Annotated in this window: 22 protein-coding genes and 1 pseudogene; 12 read left to right on the forward strand and 11 right to left on the reverse strand. The window is 74.4% G+C overall.

Annotated elements, in window-relative coordinates:
* Positions 1 to 34: 34 nt before the first annotated feature.
* Positions 35 to 391: a DUF3099 domain-containing protein gene (locus V6U89_RS23855; protein ID WP_088964797.1), complete on the reverse strand. Its 357-nt coding sequence runs from the start codon at positions 389 to 391 to the stop codon at positions 35 to 37.
* Between the two features lie 106 nt (positions 392 to 497).
* On the opposite strand from V6U89_RS23855, the gene V6U89_RS23860 reads away from it, so the two are divergent.
* Together V6U89_RS23860 and V6U89_RS23865 are read left to right on the forward strand one after the other, a co-directional pair.
* Positions 498 to 809, forward strand: coding sequence for a hypothetical protein (locus V6U89_RS23860; RefSeq protein WP_246158594.1), 312 nt, complete (start codon positions 498 to 500; stop codon positions 807 to 809).
* Complete coding sequence (locus V6U89_RS23865; RefSeq protein ID WP_334573610.1) at positions 799 to 1,110, forward strand: hypothetical protein; 312 nt, start codon at positions 799 to 801, stop codon at positions 1,108 to 1,110. The genes V6U89_RS23860 and V6U89_RS23865 overlap by 11 nt, the downstream gene beginning before the upstream one ends.
* A gap of 26 nt (positions 1,111 to 1,136) precedes the next feature.
* Here the strand turns inward: V6U89_RS23865 and V6U89_RS23870 are convergent, their stop codons facing one another.
* Positions 1,137 to 2,333 (reverse strand): low temperature requirement protein A, encoded by a 1,197-nt coding sequence (locus V6U89_RS23870; protein WP_334573613.1) that lies wholly within the window; start codon positions 2,331 to 2,333, stop codon positions 1,137 to 1,139.
* 57 nt (positions 2,334 to 2,390) lie between these two features.
* Positions 2,391 to 2,966 (reverse strand): HhH-GPD-type base excision DNA repair protein, encoded by a 576-nt coding sequence (locus tag V6U89_RS23875; protein ID WP_334573615.1) that lies wholly within the window; start codon positions 2,964 to 2,966, stop codon positions 2,391 to 2,393.
* Positions 2,967 to 3,109: 143 nt separating this feature from the next.
* Here V6U89_RS23875 and V6U89_RS23880 point away from each other — a divergent pair, with 143 nt between their 5' ends.
* The 3 genes from V6U89_RS23880 to V6U89_RS23890 all read left to right on the forward strand — a co-directional run bounded on the left by V6U89_RS23880 (position 3,110) and on the right by V6U89_RS23890 (position 6,857).
* Complete coding sequence (locus V6U89_RS23880; RefSeq protein WP_334573617.1) at positions 3,110 to 4,168, forward strand: iron ABC transporter substrate-binding protein; 1,059 nt, start codon at positions 3,110 to 3,112, stop codon at positions 4,166 to 4,168.
* Positions 4,169 to 4,239: 71 nt separating this feature from the next.
* A complete protein-coding gene (locus V6U89_RS23885) occupies positions 4,240 to 5,772 on the forward strand; it encodes an ABC transporter permease (protein WP_334573619.1) in 1,533 nt (510 codons plus the stop codon).
* Positions 5,769 to 6,857 (forward strand): ABC transporter ATP-binding protein, encoded by a 1,089-nt coding sequence (locus V6U89_RS23890; RefSeq protein WP_334573621.1) that lies wholly within the window; start codon positions 5,769 to 5,771, stop codon positions 6,855 to 6,857. The genes V6U89_RS23885 and V6U89_RS23890 overlap by 4 nt, the downstream gene beginning before the upstream one ends.
* Positions 6,858 to 6,918: 61 nt before the next feature.
* Here the strand turns inward: V6U89_RS23890 and V6U89_RS23895 are convergent, their stop codons facing one another.
* Positions 6,919 to 8,139, reverse strand: a complete 1,221-nt coding sequence (locus V6U89_RS23895) for a S8 family peptidase (protein ID WP_334573623.1) — start codon at positions 8,137 to 8,139, stop codon at positions 6,919 to 6,921.
* A 188-nt stretch (positions 8,140 to 8,327) separates the two neighbouring features.
* Between V6U89_RS23895 and V6U89_RS23900 the strand changes: the two genes are divergently transcribed.
* Positions 8,328 to 9,812: a DUF7782 domain-containing protein gene (locus tag V6U89_RS23900; protein ID WP_334573626.1), complete on the forward strand. Its 1,485-nt coding sequence runs from the start codon at positions 8,328 to 8,330 to the stop codon at positions 9,810 to 9,812.
* A 49-nt stretch (positions 9,813 to 9,861) separates the two neighbouring features.
* Complete coding sequence (dtd, locus tag V6U89_RS23905; protein ID WP_334573628.1) at positions 9,862 to 10,284, forward strand: D-aminoacyl-tRNA deacylase; 423 nt, start codon at positions 9,862 to 9,864, stop codon at positions 10,282 to 10,284.
* A gap of 138 nt (positions 10,285 to 10,422) precedes the next feature.
* Here dtd and V6U89_RS23910 read toward each other — a convergent pair whose 3' ends face one another.
* On the reverse strand, positions 10,423 to 11,211 hold the full coding sequence (locus tag V6U89_RS23910) for a sporulation protein (RefSeq protein ID WP_334573661.1): 789 nt from the start codon (positions 11,209 to 11,211) through the stop codon (positions 10,423 to 10,425).
* A gap of 222 nt (positions 11,212 to 11,433) precedes the next feature.
* Between V6U89_RS23910 and sigB the strand changes: the two are divergent.
* Together sigB and V6U89_RS23920 are read left to right on the forward strand one after the other, a co-directional pair.
* Positions 11,434 to 12,449: pseudogene (gene sigB, locus V6U89_RS23915) on the forward strand (RNA polymerase sigma factor SigB).
* 91 nt (positions 12,450 to 12,540) lie between these two features.
* On the forward strand, positions 12,541 to 12,948 hold the full coding sequence (locus tag V6U89_RS23920; protein WP_334573630.1) for a VOC family protein: 408 nt from the start codon (positions 12,541 to 12,543) through the stop codon (positions 12,946 to 12,948).
* Positions 12,949 to 12,956: 8 nt separating this feature from the next.
* Here V6U89_RS23920 and V6U89_RS23925 read toward each other — a convergent pair whose 3' ends face one another.
* The 3 genes from V6U89_RS23925 to V6U89_RS23935 are packed head-to-tail and all read right to left on the reverse strand — an operon-like array spanning position 12,957 to position 17,625.
* Entirely contained in the window at positions 12,957 to 15,512 is a 2,556-nt protein-coding gene (locus V6U89_RS23925; protein WP_334573632.1) for a bifunctional acetate--CoA ligase family protein/GNAT family N-acetyltransferase, read from the reverse strand.
* Positions 15,513 to 15,540: 28 nt separating this feature from the next.
* Positions 15,541 to 16,722 carry an acetoin utilization protein AcuC gene (locus tag V6U89_RS23930; protein ID WP_334573635.1) on the reverse strand — a complete coding sequence of 394 codons (1,182 nt, stop codon included), beginning with the start codon at positions 16,720 to 16,722 and terminating at the stop codon, positions 15,541 to 15,543.
* Positions 16,723 to 16,767: 45 nt separating this feature from the next.
* A complete protein-coding gene (locus V6U89_RS23935; RefSeq protein WP_334573638.1) occupies positions 16,768 to 17,625 on the reverse strand; it encodes a sulfurtransferase in 858 nt (285 codons plus the stop codon).
* A gap of 94 nt (positions 17,626 to 17,719) precedes the next feature.
* Here V6U89_RS23935 and V6U89_RS23940 point away from each other — a divergent pair, with 94 nt between their 5' ends.
* Entirely contained in the window at positions 17,720 to 18,403 is a 684-nt protein-coding gene (locus V6U89_RS23940; RefSeq protein ID WP_334573640.1) for a metal-dependent transcriptional regulator, read from the forward strand.
* Between the two features lie 84 nt (positions 18,404 to 18,487).
* Here V6U89_RS23940 and V6U89_RS23945 read toward each other — a convergent pair whose 3' ends face one another.
* The 3 genes from V6U89_RS23945 to V6U89_RS23955 all read right to left on the reverse strand — a co-directional run bounded on the left by V6U89_RS23945 (position 18,488) and on the right by V6U89_RS23955 (position 20,813).
* The gene (locus tag V6U89_RS23945) at positions 18,488 to 19,036 is read right to left on the reverse strand and encodes a hypothetical protein (RefSeq protein WP_334573641.1); all 549 of its coding nucleotides are present in this window, start codon (positions 19,034 to 19,036) and stop codon (positions 18,488 to 18,490) included.
* 153 nt (positions 19,037 to 19,189) lie between these two features.
* A complete protein-coding gene (locus V6U89_RS23950) occupies positions 19,190 to 20,458 on the reverse strand; it encodes an MFS transporter (RefSeq protein WP_334573642.1) in 1,269 nt (422 codons plus the stop codon).
* A 112-nt stretch (positions 20,459 to 20,570) separates the two neighbouring features.
* Complete coding sequence (locus V6U89_RS23955; RefSeq protein ID WP_334573643.1) at positions 20,571 to 20,813, reverse strand: DUF5522 domain-containing protein; 243 nt, start codon at positions 20,811 to 20,813, stop codon at positions 20,571 to 20,573.
* A gap of 194 nt (positions 20,814 to 21,007) precedes the next feature.
* Between V6U89_RS23955 and V6U89_RS23960 the strand changes: the two genes are divergently transcribed.
* On the forward strand, positions 21,008 to 21,574 hold the full coding sequence (locus tag V6U89_RS23960) for a dihydrofolate reductase family protein (protein WP_334573644.1): 567 nt from the start codon (positions 21,008 to 21,010) through the stop codon (positions 21,572 to 21,574).
* Between the two features lie 361 nt (positions 21,575 to 21,935).
* Positions 21,936 to 22,253, forward strand: a complete 318-nt coding sequence (locus tag V6U89_RS23965) for a TraR/DksA family transcriptional regulator (protein WP_334573645.1) — start codon at positions 21,936 to 21,938, stop codon at positions 22,251 to 22,253.
* Positions 22,254 to 22,308: the final 55 nt, after the last annotated feature.

Consider the following 22,308-nt stretch of genomic DNA (forward strand, 5'->3'; position numbering starts at 1 on the left):
GGGCGCCGGATCTGCAGGGCCCGGCGCCCGGCGGTCAGGGTTCGACGTCGATGATCTTGTGCGGCCGCTCCTCGGCGGTCAGGCTCATCGGCGGCGTCTCGTCGCGCATCCTGGGCTGGAACTTCCCCGCCAGCCGGTGCTGCTCCTTCGGCGGGCGGTCGTTGGCCAGCAGCACCGCCAGCCACGGGATGAGGACCATCCCGACGGCGCACAGCGGTAGCCAGAGCCAGAGCAGCGGGGCCTTCGCGCCGACCAGGATCGCACCGACGATCACACACGCCACCCGGATGCCCATCATCAGCACGTAGCGCTTCTGTCGGCTGGTGAGCTGGTCGTCCTGGCTGCGCGAGGCGTCGGTGATCAGAATCGGCTGGTACGCCTGACGCTTCACCACGGGCCTCCTCGAGGGGATTACGACCCATCCTGTCACTGCCGGGCCGTGATCAGCGAAAATCGACTCATCCCAGTGCGTGTTACGTCCGTGGTACGCTCCGCCCGTGGGCAACCGCTTCAGCTTCACCGACGAGGCGTTGACCAACCTGCGGGTCTACGACGTCACACCCGGGGAAGTCTGGGAGGCCCTGCACAGCACCCGCCGGGTGATCCGGCACCTGGGCGACGACGTCATGGTCGTCTACGCGGCGAACCGCCGCGGCAGGCGGCTGGCCGTGCTGCTCGCCGAGGCCGACGGCACCGACAACGACTGGGACATCCTCTCCGCCCGCGACCTGAGCGACGTCGAGGCCAAGCGCTACGACGAGGCCGTGCGGAGGGATCGCCGACGAGGAGGCGGTCACGATGAACCGTGACGACGCGACCAAGCGGTTCCACGGTGGCGACGACGCGTTCGCCGAGCTGATCGACGACAGCCAGCCGGTGGAGCTGCCCACCCCCGACAGCGACGTACCGATGGTCAGCCGCTCGGTACGCCTGCCGCTGGAGACCTACGAGCGGGTCCGGGCGGCCGCCGAGGCCCGGGGCATCGGCGTCACCACGCTGATGCGGCAGTGGATCGAGGCCGGGCTGGCCGACCTGGACGACTCCGCCACCGTCTCCCTCGCCGACGTACGGCGGGCACTGGCCTCGCTGTCCCGCCCGACCGCCGCCTGAGCCGTCGGCTCCCGCCGCGGCGGCGGCTACAGGGGCGACGCGGGTCGTTCGAGGGGACGGCCGTGCGCCCGCGCGGTGTCGGCGACGGCGATCCCGACCAGCACCGCCGCGCTCAGCCCCAGCAGCCCGATCGGCGGCAGCTGCGGCGCCAGCGGGAGCAGTCCGAGCAGGAGCACCACGCCGATCACCCGGCTGCGCGACACCCGCGCGAAGATCTCGTACTCGAAGCGGGCCCGGGCGGCCAGGAAGAGCGCCGGGCCGCCCGTCACGAACACCGCCCAGCCCAGCGGCGTACGCCCGTGCGGGTGGGCGATCACCAGCTCGTAGCCGACCCCGGTGAGCAGCACACCGGCCACGATCACCAGGTGCGTCCAGCTCGCCGACTCCCCCAGCACTCCCGGCGAGCGGGCCACTCTGATCGCCTCGGCCAGCACGTGTCCCGCCCGGTGGAAGTAGATCCGCCACAGCAGCGCGGTGGTGAGGAACGACAGGGCGAAGGCGAGCGCCGCGCGCGAGGAGAAGACGGCTCCGCTGAAGGTCGTCCCGATGACCAGGACCGTCTCGCCGAGCGCGATCAGGAAGAACTGCTGGTACCGCTCGGCCAGGTGCTCCCCCGCCACCGCCCAGCCCGAGGTGCGCACCGAGCCGCGCCAGGGCACCGGCCAGCCGAGCGCCAGCCCGGCGTAGTCCCAGGCCAGGGCGAGCGTCCAGAACACCTCCTGGGCCGGCGGCAGCAGGGCGCCGAGGAGCCAGGGCACCGCCCCGACCGCGAACCAGAGCAGGACCCGGCGGGTGACCGACCGGCGCGGATGCCCGCGCAGGGCCAGGGTGAGCAGGAGCGGCCGGCCGACCTGGATCGCCACGTAGCCCAGCGCAAACGGCAGCGCCCGCTCGGCGAACGCCCGGGGCATCGCCACGGCCATCACCATGCTGGCGAACATGGAGGCGACCACCACGAACTGGATCGGGCTCCGCTCCGGCTCGTACCGGCTGGTCACCCAGGCGGTCAGGATCCAGACCAACCACAGCGCGAGGAACAGCACCACGGTCTGGGCCACCTGGCGGAGCGCGTCCGGGGGATCGGCCGACACGTCGTCGATCAGACGCTGCGAGACGCGGGTCAGCGCGAAGACGAAAACCAGGTCGAAGAAGAGCTCCAGGAAGGTGGCGCGGGGCGAGGTCGTCACGCCGCGCAGCAGCCCCCCACCCTGCCCGTCCGCCATGGCCCACCCGTCGCCGCCGTCGCGGATCCCAACGAGCCGGCGCGCGGGCCGGTTGCGTCAGCCCTTCGCCGCCCGGGCCGCCGCCTTCGCCGCCTGCTTGAACTCGCGCACCCGGCGCAACGACTCCGGGTCGGTGATGTCGGCCACCGACCGGTACGCGTCCGCATCGCCGTACCCGCCGGCGGCCTCCCGCCAGCCGTCCGGGCGCACGTCGTACCGCTTGCCGAGCAGGGCGACGAAGATCTGCGCCTTCTGCTTGCCGAAGCCGGGCAGCTCGCCGATGCGGCGCAGCAGCTCCCGCCCGTCGGCGGCGTCCGACCAGAGCCGGGCGGCGTCACCGTCGTACCGGTCGACGAGCACCTGGCACACCTGCTGGACCCGGGCCGCCATCGCCTTCGGGAAGCGGTGCAGCGCCGGTGGCCGGGCGAAGATCTCGACCAGTGCCTCGGGGTCGTACCCGGCCAGCTCCCGGGCGTCCGGCTCGTGCCCCAGCCGCTGCGCCAGCACGTACGGCGAGGTGAACGCCTTCTCGAGAGGGATCTGCTGGTCGAGGACCATGCCGGTCAACAGGGCCAGCGGGCTGCGCTCCAGCAGCCGGTTGGCCTCGGGGTCGATGGGCAGCGAGAGCGTCATGCGCCCATCCTGCCGGTCGGCGCGACGGGCGCGTCGCCGACTCCCCGAGCGGACGCCGGACCCACAGGAACACCAAGGTTAGCCTGTGCTAACTTCTCCGCGTCGGCGGAGGGCCCGCCGGCCGCAGCCGAAGGAGTGCCGCCGTGCCCGTTCCCGCCCGCAGGTCTCTCGCGGTCACCGTCGCCGCCGGCCTGCTCTCGTTCGGCCTGGTCGCCTGCGGGTCCGGCGAGGACGACGCCGCCGACCCCGGCAAGCCCGGCGACAAGACCATCACCGTCTACAGCGGCCGCAACGAGGCCCTGGTCAAGCCGCTGCTCGACAAGTTCAGCCAGCAGACCGGCATCACCATCAAGACCCGCTACGCCACCACCGCCCAGCTCGCCGCCCAGCTGGTCGAGGAGGGCGGCAAGTCCCCGGCCGACGCCTTCTTCGCCCAGGACGCCGGCGCCCTCGGCGCGGTCGCCAAGCGGGACATGTTCGCCCCGCTGCCCGCCGCCGCACTGGACAAGGTGCCGCAGATCTACCGGGCCCGCACCGGCCAGTGGGTGGGCGTCAGCGCCCGCGCCCGGGTGCTCGCGTACCACGCCGACAGCGTGCCCGCCGCCGAGCTGCCCACGTCGGTCTTCGCGCTGACCGACCCGAAGTGGAAGGGCAAGATCGGCGTCGCTCCGACCAACGCCTCGTTCCAGGCGTTCGTCACCGCGATCCGGGTGCAGCACGGCGACCAGAAGGCGAAGGACTTCCTCGCCGGCCTCAAGGCCAACGAGCCGCAGATCCGGGACAACAACGTCAAGATCGTCGAGGATATCGACAAGGGCACCATCCAGGTCGGCCTGGTGAACCACTACTACCTGGGCGAGGTGGCCAAGGAGAAGGGCACCACCCCGGACGCGCTCAAGGCCAAGCTGCACTTCTTCCCCGGCGGCGACACCGGCGCCCTGGTCAACGTCGCCGGCGTCGGCGTGCTCAAGCGCTCCGCCGAGGACCCGGACACCAAGGCCTTCGTGGACTTCCTGCTCGGCCCGGAGTCGCAGAAGTACTTCGCCGAGCAGACCTTCGAGTACCCGGTGGTCACCGGCGCCGGCACCCCGGCCGGCGTGCCGCCGCTGGCCGAGCTGGACACCCCGGACATCGACCTGAACGACCTGGACACCCTGGACGCCACGATCGGCCTGATCAAGGACTCGGGGCTCGTACCCTGACCGCCCCGACCACTGCGCCCGAGGCCGGGCCGGCCCGTTCCGGGCCGGCCCGCTTCGGCGTACCGGGGTCGTTGCGCCGGCTGGCGCCGCGCCCGGCGCTGCTCGCGGCCTCGACCGCCGCGGTCGCCGTGGCCCTGATCCCCCTGGTCTACCTCGCGGTACGCACGGCGGAGGCGGGCGCCGACCGGGTCGTCGCCGAACTGTGGACCGAGCGGGTCGGGCTGCTCGCGGTCCGCAGCCTCGCTCTGGCCGCCGTGGTCACCACCGCCTGCGTGCTGCTCGGCGTCGGCGCCGCCTGGCTGGTCACCCGGACCGACCTGCCCGGCCGGCGGGCCTTCGCGGTGCTCGCCGCGCTGCCGCTGGCCGTGCCCACCTACATCGCCGCGTTCGCCTGGGTCTCGCTCTTGGACCGGCTGGAGGGCTTCTGGCCGGCCGCGCTGGTGCTGACCCTCTGCTCGTACCCGTACGTCTTCCTGCCGGTCGCGGCGGCGCTGCGCGGCGCGGACCCGGCGCAGGAGGAGGTCTCCCGCTCGCTGGGCCGGGGCGGCTGGCGCACCTTCACGGACGTCACGCTGCGCCAGATCCGGCCGGCGACCGCCGCCGGGGCGCTGCTCGTCGCGCTCTACGTGCTGGCCGACTTCGGCGCGGTGTCGATCCTGCGCGCCGACACCTTCACCCGGGCCATCTTCGTCGCCTTCGACCTGGGCTTCGACCGCACCGGCGCGCTGGTGCTCTCCAGCGTGCTGGTGGCGCTGACCGTGCTGCTGCTGGCCGGGGAGACCGCCACCCGCCGGCGGGGCGCCCGGTACGCCCGGCTCGGCGGCGCCCGCCGCCCCGCCGCCCGGGTGCGCCTCGGACCGGCCCGCTGGCCAGCGCTCGCCGCGCTGCTCGCGGTGGCCGCGCTGGCGCTCGGCGTGCCGGCGCTCAGCCTGGCCCGTCGGTTGGTCAGCGGGGTGTCCCGGCCGGGCGCGCTCGGCGAGGTCGCCACGGCCGCCGGCAACTCGCTCTGGCTGTCGCTGGCCGGTGCCGCGCTGACCATGCTGCTGGCCCTGCCGCTGGGGCTGCTCACCGCCCGCGCCCCCGGCCCGCTGGCCACCGCGCTGGACCGGCTCGCCTACCTGGCCCACGCCCTGCCCGGGGTGGTGATCGGGCTGTCGCTGATCTTCTTCGGCATCAGCGTCGCGTATCCGCTGTACCAGACGCCGTGGCTGCTGGCGCTGGCCTACGCGACGCTCTTCCTGCCGCTGGCCGTCGGCGCGGTGGCCGGCGCCGCCGCCCAGGCCCCACCCGGTCTGGAGGAGGTGGCCCGCTCGCTGGGGCGCGGGCCGCTGGCCGTGCTGCGGACGGTCACCCTGCCGCTGACCCTGCCCGGGATCGGGGCGGGGGCGGCGCTGGTCTTCCTCACCGGCATGAAGGAACTTCCGGCCACCCTGCTGCTGCGCCCCACCGGCACCGACACCCTGGCCACCGAGCTGTGGACGGCGACGTCCGTCGGGGCGTACGCGGCCGCCGCTCCCTACGCGGCGCTGCTGGTGGCCATCTCGGCGCTGCCCACCTGGTGGCTGGTCGCCCGGGGCGGCCTGCTCGACAAGGAGGACCGATGAGCGAGGTGGTGCTGACCGGCGTCGTCAAGCGGTACGGCCCGGTGACCGCGCTGGACGGCGTGGACCTGACCGTCCCGGCGGGCGCGCTGACCGCCGTCCTCGGCCCGTCCGGCTGCGGCAAGACCACCCTGCTGCGCTGCCTGGCCGGCTTCGAACGCCTGGACGCCGGAGCGATCCGGGTGGACGGGCGCGAAGTGGCCGGCCCCGGTCGGCACCTGCCGGCACACCGCCGCCGGATCGCCGTGGTGCCGCAGGAGGGCGCCCTCTTCCCGCACCTCACCGTCGCGGCGAACATCTCCTACGGGCTGGACCGTGCCGACCGGCGGGGCGACCGGGTCGAGGAGGTGCTGGCCCTGGTCGGGCTCGCCGGGTACGGCGACCGGATGCCGCACCAGCTCTCCGGCGGCCAGCAGCAGCGGGTCGCGGTGGCCCGGGCGCTGGCGCCGCGCCCGTCGCTGGTGCTGCTCGACGAGCCGTTCAGCGCGCTCGACGCCGGGCTGCGCGCCGGGCTGCGGCACGACGTCCGGGAGGCGCTGCGGGCCGACGGGGCGACCGCCGTGCTGGTCACCCACGACCAGGGCGAGGCCCTGTCGGTGGCGGACCGGGTGGTGGTGCTGCGGTCCGGGCGGGTGGTGCAGTCCGCCGCGCCGAGCACGCTCTACCGGGAGCCGGCCGACCAGTGGGTGGCCGGGTTCGTCGGCGACGCGGTGCTGCTGCCGGCGGTCGCCTCCGCCGGGGCCGCCCGCACGCCGCTGGGCACCCTGCCGATCGCCGGCCCGACGGCCGACGGCCCGGTCACCGTGCTGATCCGTCCGGAGCAGTTGCGGCTGGCTCCCGCGTCGGGCACCGACGCGGTGCCCGCGACTGTGCTGCGGCACGACTTCCACGGCCACGACGCGCTGGTCGCCCTGCGGCTGGCCGACGACACCCGGGTCACCGCCCGGGTCTGGGACTCGACCGATCCCGTCGCGGTCGGCGCCGAGGTGGCGGTACGCGTCGACGGGCCCGTCCGCGCCTGGCCGGCGACGCCGGTCCCCGCGCCGGCCACCGCCGCGGACCCACGCCCGGTGCATCCGGTCGCCTGAACACGGGGACGCGGCCCGGCGGACAGGGGTGGTGTCCACCGGACCGCGCCGGACGGTGCCGTCAGTTGACGACGAAGAGCAGCCGGTTCGGCGAGCCCGTGCCCGGGTTGGTCACCCTGCCGGGGGTGGCGTTGGTGGTCAGGTAGCCGGCCACCTGCGCCGGGGTGTACGACGGGTTGGCCGAGAGCACCAGCGCCGCGGCGCCGGCCACGTGCGGCGAGGCCATCGAGGTGCCGCTGATGGTGTTGGAGGCGGTGTCGCTGGTCCGCCAGGCGGACAGGATGCTCGACCCCGGCGCGAAGATGTCCACGCAGGAGCCGTAGTTGGAGTAGGACGCGCGGGCGTCGCTGCTGGTGGTGGCGCCCACGGTGATCGCGGCGGCGGCCCGGGCGGGCGAGTAGCCGCAGGCGTTGGCGCTGGAGTTGCCGGCCGCCACCGCGTACGTGACGCCGGAGTTGACCGAGTTGGTCACCGCATTGTCGATGGAGGTGCTGGCGCCGCCGCCGAGGCTCATGTTGGCGACCGCCGGCTTGACCGCGTTGGCGGTCACCCAGTTGATGCCGCTCACCACGCCGGTGGTGCTGCCGCTGCCCGAGCAGTTGAGCACCTTCACCGCGACCAGGCGGACGGCCTTCGCCACGCCGTACCGGTTGCCGCCCACGGTGCCGGCGACATGGGTGCCGTGGCCGTTGCAGTCGGTGTTGTTGCCGTCGACGGTGTTGGTGCCCCAGCTGGCCCGGCCACCGAAGTCGGTGTGGGTGGTCCGGATCCCGGTGTCGATGATGTACGCCCGGACGTTGGAGGCGGTGTTCGGGTACGTGTAGCTGGCGTTGAGCGGCAGGCTGCGCTGGTCGATCCGGTCCAGGCCCCACGGCGGATTGGCCTGGGTGCCCTGGACGGTGACCACCCGGTCCTGCTCGACGTAGGCGACGGCCGGGTCGGCGGCGAGCCGGCGGGCCTGGCCGGCGCTCAGCTTCGCGCTGAAACCGGTGAGGGCGGCGCTGTAGACGTCGGCGACGCTGCCGCCGTACCGCTTGACGAGGGTGGCGGCGCGGTCCGGCACGGCGGTGCGGGCGGCGAGGCTGTTCGCGGCGCCGACCGCGTCGGTCCGCAGCACGACCAGGTAGCTGCCGCTGATCGCGCCGGGCGCGGACGCGCCGCGGACCTCCCCGGTGGGGGCGGCGAGGGCGGGGGTGGACGCGGCGACGGAGAGCGCCGCCGCGGCGGCCGTGACGGCGAGGGCGCGGATCGCGCGCCGCCGGGGGACGGGCAGAGCTGACATCGTCTGACTCCCTACCGGTACGCCCCGGGCGGGCTGGTGGCCACCGGGACGCCCATCGACGGATGTTGGGGCAGATGCTAGCCATGCATTGATGACCATAAAAGAGATAACGGCCAATCAATACAGCTCGCGGTATGGATGTCGCGGGTGCCGGCCGATCGACCGCCGTCAGGGGGCAGGATGGCGACGTGGAACGACACGACATGCTGCTCTCCCCCGCCGGCGTCGAGGCGCTGCGCACCGCGCTGAGCCGGGCGGACTTCACCTCGAACGGGATCGCCGGCCGGCTCGGCGCGCAGGCCACCGGCGGAGTGGCCCGCAACGACTTCCGCGCCGCGCTGCGCGCCACCGAGGACCGCGACCCGCTCGCCACCCTGATCCGGGTCTTCATCTGCGACCAGACCGAGCCCGAGGCCGCGGTCGCCGCCGCGCTCGCCCCGCTGGACCTCGCCGAGGCGCTCGCCGGCGGGCTGGTCGAGCGGCACGGCGACGGCCTGCGCGCCGGCGTCGACCTGGAACCGTACGGTGACGACTGGTGGGTCCTCGCCGACGTGCCGGCCAGCGCCCGCCCCGGCCTGCCGCTGCACAGCGAACACGTGCTCGGCATCGGCGGCGCCACCCAGACGCTGATCGGCGCCACCGTCCGCCGGCCGGTGCAGACCGCGCTGGACCTGGGCACCGGCTCCGGCGTCCAGGCGCTGCACCTGGCCACCCACGCCCGCCGGGTCACCGCCACCGACGTCTCCGAGCGGGCGCTGCGCTTCGCCGCCACCACCGCCGCGCTCAACGGCCAGGACTGGGAGCTGCTCCGCGGCGACCTGGTCGCCCCGGTCGCCGGACGCCGCTTCGACCTGGTGGTGAGCAATCCACCGTTCGTGGTCGGCCCGGGCACCACCACCCACGTGTACCGCGACTCCGGGCGGGTCGGTGACGCGATCGGGGCCGAGCTGGCCGCCGCCGCGCCGGGCCTGCTCACCGAGGGCGGCACCATGCAGTACCTGGCGAACTGGGTGCACGTGGCCGGCGAGGAGTGGCACGAGCGGGTGACCGGCTGGTTCACGGGTACCGGCCTGGACGCCTGGGTGATCCAGCGCGAGGTGGCCGACCCGATGGCGTACGTCAACCTCTGGCTCACCGACGTCGGCGAGGCGGCCGACCCGCAGCGGATGGCGGCCTGGCTGGACTGGTTCGACGCGCACAAGGTGGAGGCGATCGGCTTCGGCATCGTCTCGCTGCGCCGCTCCGGGCACGCCGACCCGGTGCTCCGGGTCGAGGACCTGCGCCAGCGGGTGGAACCGCCGATGGGCGACCAGATCGCCACCTGGTTCGACCGCCAGGACTTCCTGCGGGTACGCGACACCGACGCGCTGCTCGCCGAGCGCTACCGGGCCGCCGAGGGGCTCCAGCTGCGGCAGGAGGCCACCATGGGCGACGAGGGGTGGGCGGTGGACCGGCAGGTCCTCACGATGCCGCACGGGCTGCGCTGGAGCGAGGAGGTCGACCCGCTGGTGCTGGCGCTGGTCGGCGGCTGCGACGGCCGGCTGGCGCTGCGCGACCAGCTCGCCCTGCTGGCCGCCGCGCACGACGTCACCCAACAGGAGCTGGCCGAGGCGGCCGGCCCGATCGTGGCGCACCTGATCGAACGCGGCATCATCGAACCGGTGACGGCGTGACGCGGGTCGCGCCGGTGGAGCCGGGAGCCGGCCGAAGGGGGGTGCGCTGATGCGGGCGGTGGTGCAGACGGTCGGCCGGGCGAGCGTGACGGTCGACGGCGTGGTGGTCGGCCAGATCGACGACGGGCTGCTGGTGCTGCTCGGCGTCACGCACGCCGACACGCCGCAGGTGGCGCAGACGATGGCCCGCAAGATCCACGAGCTGCGCATCCTCGACGACGACCGCAGCGCCGCCGACACCGGCGCCCCGATCCTGGTGGTCAGCCAGTTCACCCTCTACGGCGACGCCCGCAAGGGCAGGCGTCCGAGCTGGACCGCCGCCGCCCCGGCGGAGGTCGCCGAACCCCTGGTGACAGCGGTGGTGGAGGCACTCCGCGACCGCGGCGCCAAGGTCGAGACGGGCCGCTTCCGCGCCCACATGCTGGTGGAGAGCGTCAACATCGGCCCCCGCACCCTCCTCCTCGACCTCTGACCCGCCCCCTCCGCCCCCGCCCCCGGCTCGTTGATCAAGAAGTTTGCGTCAACCGAGCGCGTTCTCCTGACGCAAACTTCTTGATCACCGGCGCCGGGCGGGCCGGGCCGGGGCCGGGGCCGGGCGGCGGGGTGGGGATCAGAAGAAGAGGCCGCGGCGTTGGATGGACTGGCGGAGCCAGCCGTCGAGTTGGGCGGACCAGTCGGTGCGATCCAGGGTGGCGTGGTCGACGGTGAAGCGGCCGAAGGCGTCGCGGCCCTCGGAGAGGATCCCGCCCCGCTTGTCCATCTCCAGCACCACCTGGGTCTGCTGCGGGTCGCTGATGAAGGTCAGCTCCAGCTGGTTGATCGCGCGGGCGTACTGCGGCGCCGGGTGGAACTCGATCTCCTGGTAGAACGGCAGGCTCTGCCGTACGCCGTAGATGTGCCCCCGCTCCACGTCGGCCCGGGCGAACCGGAAGCCCAGTCGCAGCAGCGCCTCCAGCAGCCGCTCCTGCGCCGGCAGCGGGTGCACCGCCACCGGGTCCAGGTCACCCTTGTCGACGGCCCGCGCCACCTCAAGCTCGGTACGCAGACCCATGGTCATCCCGTGCAGGTGCTGCCCGTACAGGTCGGTCAGCGGGGTTTCCCAGGGCACGTCGAAACGGAACGGGATGTCGTACCGCTGGCCGGGCTCCAGCCGGAACGGCCCGGTCACCTGGCGGCGGCCGAACTCCTGCGTGGTGTCGTACTCGGAGTCGGCACCCTCCACCTCGACCCGGGTGACCAGGCCGAGGGCCACATAGGAGACGTCCACCTGGTGGTCCCCGCCGGCCACCTGGATCCGTCCCTCCAGTTGACCGCCCGGACGGCAGTTGGGGTTGGCCAGCACGGTTTCCACCGAGGGACCACCCACACCCATCGCCTGCATGAGCCGCTTGAAGACCACCACGTCCTCCGTCGCCTGTTCCGGCCGGCCCCGGTGGCCGACCGCTGGCACGGTAACCGTCGCCGGCAAGCGGACCGGGCGACGACACCCGGCAGCCGACCGGATTGCTGTCGGGTCCCCGATCGCCTCACTCCCGTTTCACGCCCCGGTTGGAAAGCTGTCTGTCACCGGCACCACTGGGGCCGGTACGCGGCACAGAAGCGGACACGGGGAGAGACTGAGATGGCCCTGCAGATGATCGAGAACCAGACGCGCCCGGCCGCCACCATCGACGCCGAGCACGGCACGGAGACCCTGACCGACCTGGACGCGACCGACGAGCGCGGCATCTCCACCGACCTCGTCCGGGCGTACCTGAACGGGATCGGCCGGACGAAGCTGCTGACCGCCGCGCAGGAGGTCGAGCTGGCGAAGCGGATCGAGGCGGGGCTGTTCGCCGAGGAGAAGCTCTCCGCCTGCACCCCGGTCTCCGCCGAGCTGAAGAGTGACCTGGAGCTGATCGTGGCGCAGGGCCGCGCCGCCAAGGACCACCTGCTGGAGGCCAACCTCAGGCTGGTGGTGAGCATCGCCAAGCGCTACACCGGGCGCGGGATGGCGTTCCTGGACCTGATCCAGGAGGGCAACCTCGGCCTGATCCGCGCGGTGGAGAAGTTCGACTACGCCAAGGGCTACAAGTTCTCCACGTACGCCACCTGGTGGATCCGGCAGGCGATCACCCGGGCGATGGCCGACCAGGCCCGCACCATCCGCATCCCGGTGCACATGGTCGAGCAGGTCAATCGGATGGTCCGGGTCCGCCGCGAGCTGTCGGTCTCGCTGGGCCGGGAGCCCACCGTCTCCGAGGTGGCCGTCGCCCTGGAGGTCCCCGAGTACCAGGTGATCGAGCTGATCTCGTACGACCGGGAGCCGGTCAGCCTGGACCAGGCCGTCGGCGAGGACGGCGAGAGCGCGCTGGGTGACTTCGTCGCCGCGGTGGACCCGCGCGCGGAGCCGGGTGACGCGGCCGCCAACGGTGAGCTGCGCAACGAGGTGAGCATCGTGCTGCCACCCTCTCCCAGCGGGAGCAGGCGGTGATCCGGCTGCGGTTCGGCCTGGACGACGGCCGGCAGCGCACCCTGGACGAGGTGGGCAAGGAGTTCGGCCTGTCCCGGGAGCGGATCCGGCAGATCGAGAAGGTGACGCTGCTCAAGCTGCGCGCGCCGGAGCGGGCGCAGCGGCTGGAGGCGTACGCCTGCTGACCCGACCCCGATCGGAAGGCCCCGGCGGTTCGCCGGGGCCTTCCGGCGTGTGGCGCTCGGGTATGTCGTACCGGTGGGGCAGGGTCGGCGTATGAACTGGACGCTGGAAGTGGTGGTGGTACCGGTCAGCGACATCGACCGGGCCAAGGAGTTCTACGCCGACCGGCTCGGCTTCGTCGTCGACCACGACACCCGCATCGGCGACGACGTGCGGATCGTGCAGCTCACTCCCCCGGGTTCCGGCTGCTCGATCGTGATCGGCCGCGGCGCGGTGCCCGACATGCCGCCGGGCTCGCTCAAGGGCCTCCAACTGGTCGTGCCGGACGTCGCGAAGGCCCGCGCGGAACTGGTGGCGCGGGGCGTCGAGGTCAGCGAGGTCCAGGTGCTGGGCGAGAATCCTCGGCCGGTCCCGCACCCGCTGGACAATGTGGGCTTCGTCTTCTTCACCGACCCCGACGGCAACGCCTGGGGCGTGCAGCAGATCTCCAGCCGCGGCTGAGCCGCGACTCAGAGGCGCCGGGGGCCGGTGTCCGGGCGGGCGCCCGCCGAGCCGATCCGGACGCCGGCGTGCAGCACCGAGATGCCGTCCGGCCGGGCCAGCACCGGGTTCAACGTCAGCGACCGGACCCGGGGCTGCTCGTCGGCGAGCCGGCCGACCCGCAGCAACAGGTCGACCAGGGCCGCCCGGTCCACCGGCGCCGCGCCCCGGTGCCCGCGCAGCAGCGGCGCGGCCCGTGGCTCGTCGACCAGCTCGGCGGCGTCCCGGTCGGTCAGCGGCACCGCCCGCCAGGCCCGGTCGCCGAGCAGTTCGGTGGCGACGCCGCCCAGACCGAAGCCCACCACCGGCCCGAACGCCGGATCCTCCATCAGCTCCACCACGCACGCCACGCCGGGCGGGACCATCGGCTGGACCAGCACGTCCGGGCCGAAGACCGGAGCCATCTCGGCGTACGCGCGGCGCAGCGCGACCGGGTCGGCCAGGTCGAGGCGTACCGCGCCGAGGTCGAGCCGGTGCCGCAGGCCGGCGGCGGCGGCCTTGAGCGCCACCGGCCAGCCGAGCCGGTCGGCGGCGGCGACCGCCTCGTCGGCCGTGGCGGCCGGCGCGGAGCGCACCACGTCGATCCCGTACGCGGCGAGCAGCCCGGCCGGGTCGGTGGCGTCGGCCCGCAGCGCGGCCTGCCCGGCGACGGGGTCCACCCGGGGCAGGTCGGGCGGCGTGCCCGGGTCCCGCCGCAGCCAGGCCGCGTACGTGGTGACCCGGGCCAGGGCGCGCACCGCCTCCTCCACGCTCGGGTACGCCGGCACGCCGGCCGGCACCCGCCCGGCCAGGAACGTCGCCACGGTGGGCTTGCCGGCGGCGAGCGCGGTCGGCAGGGCGGCGGTGAAGTCCGCCTCCTCCATGGTGAGCTGGCCGGGCAGCGGCGGGGCGAAGACGGCGACCAGCGCGTCCACCCCCGGGTCCGCGGTCGCCTCGGCCAGTGCCGTGCTGAACTCGGCGGTGCCCGCGTGCGGGCCGACGTCGCGCGGGTACCCGTCGGCGACGGTGAGCCCCTGGGCGGCGCAGGCGGTGGCGGCGAGCCCGGTCAACGCCGAGGAGTTGCCGACCACGCCGACCCGGGGGCCGGCGGGCAGCGGCTGGCGGGCCAGCAGCAGACCGACGTCGAGCAGCTCGGCGACGGTGTCCACCCGGATCACCCCGGACTGGGCGAACAGCGCGCTGACCGCGGCGGCGTCCAGCGCCGGCCCCGCGCCGAGGCCGGCCGGGCGGGCCAGCGAGGCGAGCGCGACCACCGGCTTGTCCCGGCCGATCCGCCGGGCCAGCCGGGCGAACTTGCGCGGGTTCCCGAAGGTCTCCAGGTAGAGCAGGATCACGTCGGTGCCCGGGTCGTCCTGCCAGTACTGCAGCAGGTCGTTGCCGGAGACGTCGGCCCGGTTGCCGGCCGAGACGAAGCTGGACAGGCCGAGCCCGCGCCGCTGCGCCTCGGCGAGCAGCGCCACCCCGAACACACCGGACTGGCTGAACAGGCCGACCCGGCCGGGAGCCGGCAGGACGGGAGCGAGGGTGGCGTTGAGGCGTACCTTCTCGTCGGTGTTCGCCACGCCCAGGCAGTTCGGACCGACCACCCGCATGCCGGCCGCGTGCGCGGCGCGGACCAGCGCGCGCTGCGCCGCCGCGCCCTCCGGACCGGCCTCGGCGAAGCCGGCGGAGATGACCACCAGGCCGTGCGCGCCGGCGGCGGCGGCGTCCGCGACCACCCGGGGCGCCGCGTCGGGGGCCACGGCGACGACCGCCAGGTCGATGTCGAGACCGGCGTCGGCCGCCGACGGGTACGCGGGCAACCCGGCCACGGTGGCTGCGCTGGGATGCACCGGCACGATCGCGCCGGGGTAGCCGCCATCGCGCAGGTGCCCGAGCACGGCCGCGCCGACGCCCTGCCCGGTGGCGCTGGCGCCGTAGACGGCGATGCCGCGCGGGGCGAGCAGCCGGGCGATCGAGCGGGCCTCGGTGCGGTGCTCCCGGCCGCGCTGCACCTCCAGCGTCGACTCGGTGGGGGCGATCGGGAAGCTCAGGTGCACCACGCCGTCGGCGAACTGGCGCTGGACCTGGTAACCGAAGTCGGAGAAGACCCGGAGCATCGCGCCGTTGGCGGGGAGCACCTCGGCGACGAAGTGCACGATGCCGGCCCGCCGGGCCGCGTCGGCGAGGTGCTCCAGCAGCACCGAGCCGATCCCCCGCCCCTGGTAGGCGTCCTCGACCACGAACGCGACCTCGGCCTCCGGGGCTTCCGGGCCGAGCCGCTCGTACCGGCCGACGGCGACGATCCGGTCCCCGGCGAGCACCACGAAGGCCTCCCGGTCGCGGTGGTCGACGTTGACGAAACGCTGCAGGTCGCGGTCGGGGATGCGCGGGTACGGGGAGAAGTAGCGCAGGTAGCGGGTGCGCTCGGAGAAGCGCGAGTGCATCGCCACGATCGCCGGCCCGTCCGCGGGGCGGATCGGGCGCAGCTGGACGGTGCTGCCGTCGCTGAGCAGCACGTCCACCGGCTGGTCGACAGTGGTCACCGGTCGGTCCCCTCCCCAGGCCACCGGCTCAGTCGCGCGGGTCGTACGGGTCGAGCCCGAGCAGCGGGAAGACCGCCTTGCGGGTGGCGGCGATCGCCCGGTCCACGGAGGTCGGCTCGCCGGTCGGCTGCCACGGCTCGTACGCCGGGTCGACGTCGTCGGTCATCCGCAGCGGGATCTCCCGGCCGGGCAGCCGCTCGGCGACCAGTTCCCGCCAGGCCGGCGGGGTCAGGGTGGCCGGCGCGATCGGGTCGCCGCCGGCGATCGCCAGCAGGTGGGTCCACGCCCGCGGCACCACCTCGGCCAGCGCGTACCCGCCGCCGCCGGTGGCGACCCAGCGCCCCTCGCAGAGCTCGTCGGCGAGCGCCCGCAGGGCCAGGTAGGTGGCGCGCTGCCCGTCGACGGTGAGGTGCAGGTCGGCCAGCGGGTCCAGCCGGTGCCCGTCCGCGCCGCACTGGGTCATGAGGATCTGCGGCCGGAACGCGCGCAGCACCGACGGCACGATCGCGTGGAAGGCGCGCTGCCAGCCGGCGTCGTCGATGCCGGGCGGCAGCGGCACGTTGACCGCGCTGCCCTCCGCGCCCGGGCCGCCGGTCTCGTCGGGAAAGCCGGTGCCGGGAAAGAGCGCCAGCGGGGTCTCGTGCAGGCTGACCGTGAGCACCCGCGGATCCCGGTAGAACATCTCCTGCACGCCGTCGCCGTGGTGCACGTCCACGTCCACGTACGCGATCCGCTCGGCGCCCAGGTCGAGCAGGCGGGCGATGGCCACCGCCGGGTCGTTGTAGACGCAGAAGCCGGCGGCCCGGTCCGGCATGGCGTGGTGCAGCCCACCGGTCACGTTCACCGCGCGGCGGGCCTCGCCCCGCCAGACCGCCTCGGCGGCGGTGACGCTGGCCCCGGCGATCAGCGCGCTGGACTCGTGCATCCCCTCGAAGACCGGATTGTCGGAGGTGCCCAGCCCGTACCCGGCGAAGAGCGGGTCGCGTGGCGCGGCCCGGACGGCGTCCAGGTAGTCCGGCTGGTGCACCCGGGTGAGCAGCGCGTCGTCGGCCGGCGCCGGCCGGACCAGGCGGACCCCGGGCCGGTCGAGGACACCCAGCTCCCGGGCCAGCGCCATGGTGAGCTCCACCCGTACCGGGTCGAGCGGGTGCTCCCCCATGTCGTAGGCGAGCAGGGCCTCGTCCCACACCACCACCGTGTCGTCCGACATGGGATTATCGTCGCACGAGCGCCCGCCGCCCACCGCACGCGCTGCTCAGCGCTGTGGTGTCTCGCCGGTGGCCACCGGCCGGTCCGGGTCGGCCACCCAGTTGCTCCACGAGCCGACGTAGAGCGCGGCGTCCGGTCGCCCCGCCAGGTGCAGGGCGAGCACCGCCTGCGCGGCCGTCACCCCCGATCCGCAGTACGCCCCGACCGGCGCGTCCTCGGTCACCCCGGCGGCGGCGAACCGCTCGCGCAGCGCCTCGGCGGCCGGGAAGCGCCCCTCGGCGACGTACTCCGGGGCGGGCAGGTTCACCGCGCCCGGCACGTGCCCGGCGACGGGGTCGATCGGCTCGGTCTCGCCGCGGTAGCGCGGCGCGGCCCGGACGTCGAGGAGGACGCCTTCGTCAGCGGCGGCCAACTCCGCCGCGGCGGCGGTGTCCAGCACCGGCAGGGCTCCGGGGCGGAGGGTCACGTCACCCGGGGGCGGGGCGGGTACCTCGGTGGAGGTGGGCAGGCCGGCGGCGAGCCAGGCCGGCCACCCGCCGTGCAGCAGCCGTACCGGCCGGTGGCCGGCCCAGCGCAGGGTCCACCAGGCGCGGGCGGCGGCCATGCCGTCGCCGCCGTCGTACACGACGACGGGGTGACCGGCGCGGACGCCGGCGGCCCGCAGCACGGCCTGCAGGGCGGCCGGGTCGGGCAGCGGGTGCCGGCCGGCGGCACCGGGCGGGCCGCAGAGCGCGGTGTCCAGGTCGACGAAGACCGCGCCGGGCAGGTGAGAAGCGGCGTAGTCCTCGCGGCCGGGCGGGCCGGTCAGCCGCCAGCGCACGTCGAGCAGGGTGGGCGGGTCGGGCTCGGCGAGCGCGGCGGCGAGCTGCTCGACCTCGATCAGCGGCTCCTGAGTTCCGGACATGGCGACCAGTCAACACCATCCGGGCAGCGACCTGGCGGTTCGGCACCGGCCGTTGTCGGGGCCGCGGGGTAGCATCGTGCACCGGAGGGCTGACGTGAAACACGATTTGGTCGACACGACCGAGATGTACCTTCGCACCATCCTCGAGCTCGAGGAGGAGGGTGTGCCGCCGCTACGCGCGCGGATCGCCGAGCGGCTGCGCCAGAGCGGGCCGACCGTCAGCCAGACCGTCGCCCGGATGGAGCGCGACGGGCTGCTCACCGTCGAGGGCGACCGGCACCTGACGCTGACCCCGCAGGGTCGCAACAGCGCCGTCTCCGTGATGCGCAAGCACCGCCTCGCCGAGCTGCTGCTGGTCAACGTCATCGGGATGCCCTACGAGGAGGCCCACGAGGAGGCCTGCCGGTGGGAGCACGTGATGAGCGACGCCGTGGAGAAGCGGGTCTACGACCTGCTCAACCGGCCCACCCGCTCGCCGTACGGCAACCCGATCCCGGGGCTGGAGGAGCTGGGCTCGCCGGAGCCCGAGGCCGACACGGTCGAGGGTGAGCGCAATCTGGCCTTCCCCGGCCTCTCCGGGACGGTCGTGGTCCGGCGGATCTGCGAGAGCGTGCAGACCGACGCCGACGTGCTGCGCCAGCTGCACGCCGCCGGGGTCGACCCGGGCGCCACGGTCACCGTCGCGCAGGAGCGGGACGGGGTGTTCATCGACCGCTCGGGCGAGCGGGTCCGGCTCCCCCGCGAGGTCGCCTCGCGCGTCTTCGTCGCCGCCCACTGACGGCTCGGGCCGCCTGCTCCTCCGGGGCCATCGCCTCGGTCCGCGCGGGCGGCCCGCTTCCGTCGGGCGCCCCGCCCGCGAGCCTCACATGGCCCGGGTGTTGATTTTCTTCGCCAGGCTGACCAGTTTGCCGGTCAGCTCCTCGGCCTGGGCCTTCGGTGCGCCACGCTCACACGTCCAGTGCAGGGTGGCCAACCGGTCCTCGGTGGCCAGCCAGCCGACCTCGGCGACGGGACCGTGCTTCGCCGTCTTGGCGAGGGTGCGGCGATAGGCGACCTGGCCCAGCTTCGCCACCTTGGCCGCCCCGTCGGGCAGCACGTCGGCGTTGAAGGTCGGCACGTCGATCGAGGTGTCGGTGACGGTCAACGTCAGCTCGGGCAGGGTGGCCCCCTCGGCGCGGACCACGCAGGTGTGGGTGTCGCCCTTGTCGCTGGCCGCGGCCACGTCGAACCGGACGCCGAGGTGCTCCTCGATCACCGCGAAGTCCAGCAGCCGGCACGCCCCACCCGAGGACGCGGCGGCCACCTCCACCGTCACCGGGTCCACCGCCGGCACGGCCACCGGTCGGGGCTGGGCGCCGCAGCCGGTGGTCAGCAGGACGGCTGAGGCGGTGAGCCAGATCCGCGCGTGCACGGGGAACCTCCGCGGTCGTCGGCGGGGGCCCGCCGGATGTCCGTCGGACACCGTACGGGCAACCCATGCCGGCGCGAAAGTCCTCCGGCGCGCACCCGGGGCGGGCCCTCGTCGAGGGTCGCGGTCCGCGACCGCCGCGTCACCCCCGCCGCTTCAGGCCGGCGGCAGATCGCGCATCCGGCGCAGTGGCGAGCAGACCACGAACAGCGCCGCGCTCCACGTCCCCAGGGCCGTCAGGACCAGCGCCGGCCGCAGCCCCCACTGGCTGCCCAGCGTCCCGCCGAAGAGCGCGCCGAGCGGCACCACCCCGAAGCAGATCCACAGGAACGAGGCGTTGACCCGGCCGAGCAGTTCCGGCGGGGTGATGCGCTGCCGGTACGACAGGATGGCGACGTTGAACAACACCGCGTTGGCGGAGAACGCGGCGAGGCCGACGGCGTAGAGCGCCAGGCCCCAGCCGGGCCGGGCCAGCGGCACCAGCAGGTAGAGCGGCCCCGGGACGGCCATCGCGACCCAGATCACCCGCGCCGAGCCGATCCACCGGGAGAGCCGGTCGGCCAACGCGCCGCTGACCAGCCCGCCCACCGCGCCGAGGGAGAAGATCACCCCGACCACCGCCGGGGAGGCGTGCAGCTCCCGCACCAGGTAGGTGACCTCCAGCGAACTCGTCGCCATGGCGAAGAAGTTGGACACGGTGACGCAGGCCAGGATCCGTACCAGGATCGGCTGCCGGCGGATGAAACCGAGCCCTTCGGTGAGGGCGACCCGCACCGGCACCCGATCGCCGGTGGCGGGTCGGGCGGCGGTCGGCTGCCGGATCAGCAGCAGCGTCACCGCGCTGACCACGAAGGCCAGCGCGGTGCCGAGGAAGGTCCACGCCGCGCCGACGAGCCCGGTCAGCGTCCCGCCGACCGTCGGCCCGACCAGCTGGGCCCCGTCCTGGCTGACGGTGAGCCGGGCGTTGCCCTCGACGAGCCGGTCCGCCGGCACCAGCCGGGGCAGGGTGCTCTTGTACGCCACGGTGAAGAACACCGTCAGCACGCCGGAGAGCCCGACCACGACGTACAGGAAGGGCAGGTTGAGGCGACCGACCAGGGCGACCACCGGCAGCGACAGCAGCAGCGCGGCGCGGCCGAGGTCGCAGGCGACCATCAGCCGCCGCGGGTCCACCCGGTCGGCGAGCAGGCCGGCGGGGAGCGAGAAGAGCAGGTACGGCAGCCAGGCCAGGAAGGCCAGCAGGGAGACCTGGAACACGCTCGCGCGCAGGGTGTCGGCGGCGAGCAGCGGTACCGCCACCCCGGAGATCCGGGTGCCGACCTCGCTGACCGTCTGACCGCCCCAGAGCAGGGCGAAGTCCCGGCTGCGCCAGAGCGGCCCGGGGCGGGGCCGCACCGGCACGGCGGCCTCGACATGTGCGGTCACGGGTCACCATTTCCGAACGGCAGGGCCGGCCGAACGGGGGCCGGGACCGAACCGGCGGCTCGGCCGACCCAACCTAGGCGGGGCGACCGGTGCGGGCACCCGAATAACGCGGTCAGTCGTCGACGTACGGGCAGTGTCGGCAGCCACGCCCGCAGCAGGTGCCCCGGCGGGCCAGGAAGCCGGCGCTGAGCACGAAGAGCCCGCTGGCCGGGTCGAGGTAGCCGGCCTCACCGGCGGTGAGCGCGGCGGCGTGGGCCGCGAGGATCCGCTCCCGGTCGGGATGCTCCGGCGGCAGCCGGGACGGGTGCGGCTCGGTCAACGGTCGGTCCGCCAACGGTCGCCGCTCTGCACCCACCGGCGCAGTCTACGAAGGCGGGCGCCGCCTCCGGCACGCGCCACCGGCCGGGGTCAGCACGGTCACCTGCCCCGGTGTTCCGGTCCCGGCGAGGGAGGGGTGGACCCGGGACATGCCGGCCGGCCTGACCGGTCGTGTCGTAGGGCTGCGGAATGCTGGACGCCGACGGGGGTTCGACTGTGGAAGGACGGCAGATGCGGAAGATCGTCGTACACATGAGCGTGTCGCTGGACGGGTTCTTCGAGGGCCCCGGCGGCAGCCTCGACTGGCACCAGGTCGACGACGAGCTGCACCGGCACTTCAACGCGGAGCTGCGCACCATGGGCGGGTTCCTCAACGGGCGACGCAGCTACCAGCTGATGGCCGAGTTCTGGCCGACCGCCGACCAGGACCCGGCCAGCACCGCCCCGGTGGTGGAGTTCGCCGGCATCTGGCGGGACATGCCGAAGATCGTCTACTCCCGGACGCTGGACGCGGTCGACTGGAACGCCACCCTGGTCCGGGAGGTCGTACCCGACGAGGTGCGGCGGCTCAAGGCCGAGCCGGGCGGCGACCTGGCCCTCGGCGGGGCGGACCTGCTCAGCACCTTCCTGCGGCACGACCTGGTCGACGAGTACCGGCTCTACGTCCACCCGGTCGTGCTCGGCGCGGGCCGCCAGCTCTTCCCCGCGTCGGGCGACCGGCAGCCGCTGCGGCTGACCGGGACCCGCACCTTCGGCAACGGCGTCGTCCTGCTACGGCACGAGCGCGCCCGGGACTGACGAGGATCGGGGCGCGGGGCACCCGCCCACCGGCGGGAGGCGTGACCGCCGGCTAAGGGCGTTGGCTTTCCGGTCGGCCCGGCCTATGGTTGCCGGATGCGTCTGTCCGGGCAGCAGGAGAGGACCGCCGTCAGCACGACGGCGGCGCCCGCTGCTGTCCGCCGGCCGGCCCTGCCGGTCACCGTGGCAACCCGCGTCGTGCGAGTCGCTGTCGCGCCGTCGCGCGCCGGCTCGGTCGCCCCCGGACTGCCGAGCCCCGCCGGACGTAGCCCTCCTGGACCGGGTGCACACCACGTGAAACGGCCACCAGGGCGAAGCTTCCACAGCTTCGGCCCTTTTTCTTTCTCCGAGGAGCTACGCCATGACCACGCACCTCCAGCCGAGCCAGCAGCACTGGATCGACGAACTGCGGTCGACCCTGACGTCCGACTTCGAGATGCACACCGCCCGGCTGACCGAACTCACCGCCGACACCGGTGATCCGGCCGAGGCCCACACCCGGGACGCGCTGCTCGCCGCGACCCGGCAGAGCCTGGAACAGATCACCGGGGCGCTGCGGCGCATCGCCGAGGGCCGGTACGGGAGCTGCGAGCGGTGCGCCGGGCCGATCCCCCGGGAACGCCTGGAGGTGCTCCCGCACGCCCGCTTCTGCGTGCCCTGCCAGCAGAAGCAGCGCTGACGTACGGGGCGGGGGCTGCCGCACCGACGCGGCAGCCCCCGCTCGTCCGGCCTAC

Source organism: Micromonospora sp. CPCC 206171, assembly GCF_036906755.1.
Taxonomy (GTDB): domain Bacteria; phylum Actinomycetota; class Actinomycetes; order Mycobacteriales; family Micromonosporaceae; genus Micromonospora; species Micromonospora purpureochromogenes.

Bases quoted from the DNA above. Each gene is read 5' to 3' on its own strand.
- V6U89_RS23865 (WP_334573610.1), top strand. From the start codon at position 799: ATGAACCGTGACGACGCGACCAAGCGGTTCCACGGTGGCGACGACGCG.
- V6U89_RS23870 (WP_334573613.1), bottom strand. From the start codon at position 2,333: ATGGCGGACGGGCAGGGTGGGGGGCTGCTGCGCGGCGTGACGACCTCG.
- V6U89_RS23875 (WP_334573615.1), bottom strand. From the start codon at position 2,966: ATGACGCTCTCGCTGCCCATCGACCCCGAGGCCAACCGGCTGCTGGAG.
- V6U89_RS23890 (WP_334573621.1), top strand. From the start codon at position 5,769: ATGAGCGAGGTGGTGCTGACCGGCGTCGTCAAGCGGTACGGCCCGGTG.
- V6U89_RS23895 (WP_334573623.1), bottom strand. From the start codon at position 8,139: ATGTCAGCTCTGCCCGTCCCCCGGCGGCGCGCGATCCGCGCCCTCGCC.
- dtd (WP_334573628.1), top strand. From the start codon at position 9,862: ATGCGGGCGGTGGTGCAGACGGTCGGCCGGGCGAGCGTGACGGTCGAC.
- V6U89_RS23920 (WP_334573630.1), top strand. From the start codon at position 12,541: ATGAACTGGACGCTGGAAGTGGTGGTGGTACCGGTCAGCGACATCGAC.
- V6U89_RS23930 (WP_334573635.1), bottom strand. From the start codon at position 16,722: ATGTCGGACGACACGGTGGTGGTGTGGGACGAGGCCCTGCTCGCCTAC.
- V6U89_RS23935 (WP_334573638.1), bottom strand. From the start codon at position 17,625: ATGTCCGGAACTCAGGAGCCGCTGATCGAGGTCGAGCAGCTCGCCGCC.
- V6U89_RS23960 (WP_334573644.1), top strand. From the start codon at position 21,008: ATGCGGAAGATCGTCGTACACATGAGCGTGTCGCTGGACGGGTTCTTC.
- V6U89_RS23965 (WP_334573645.1), top strand. From the start codon at position 21,936: ATGACCACGCACCTCCAGCCGAGCCAGCAGCACTGGATCGACGAACTG.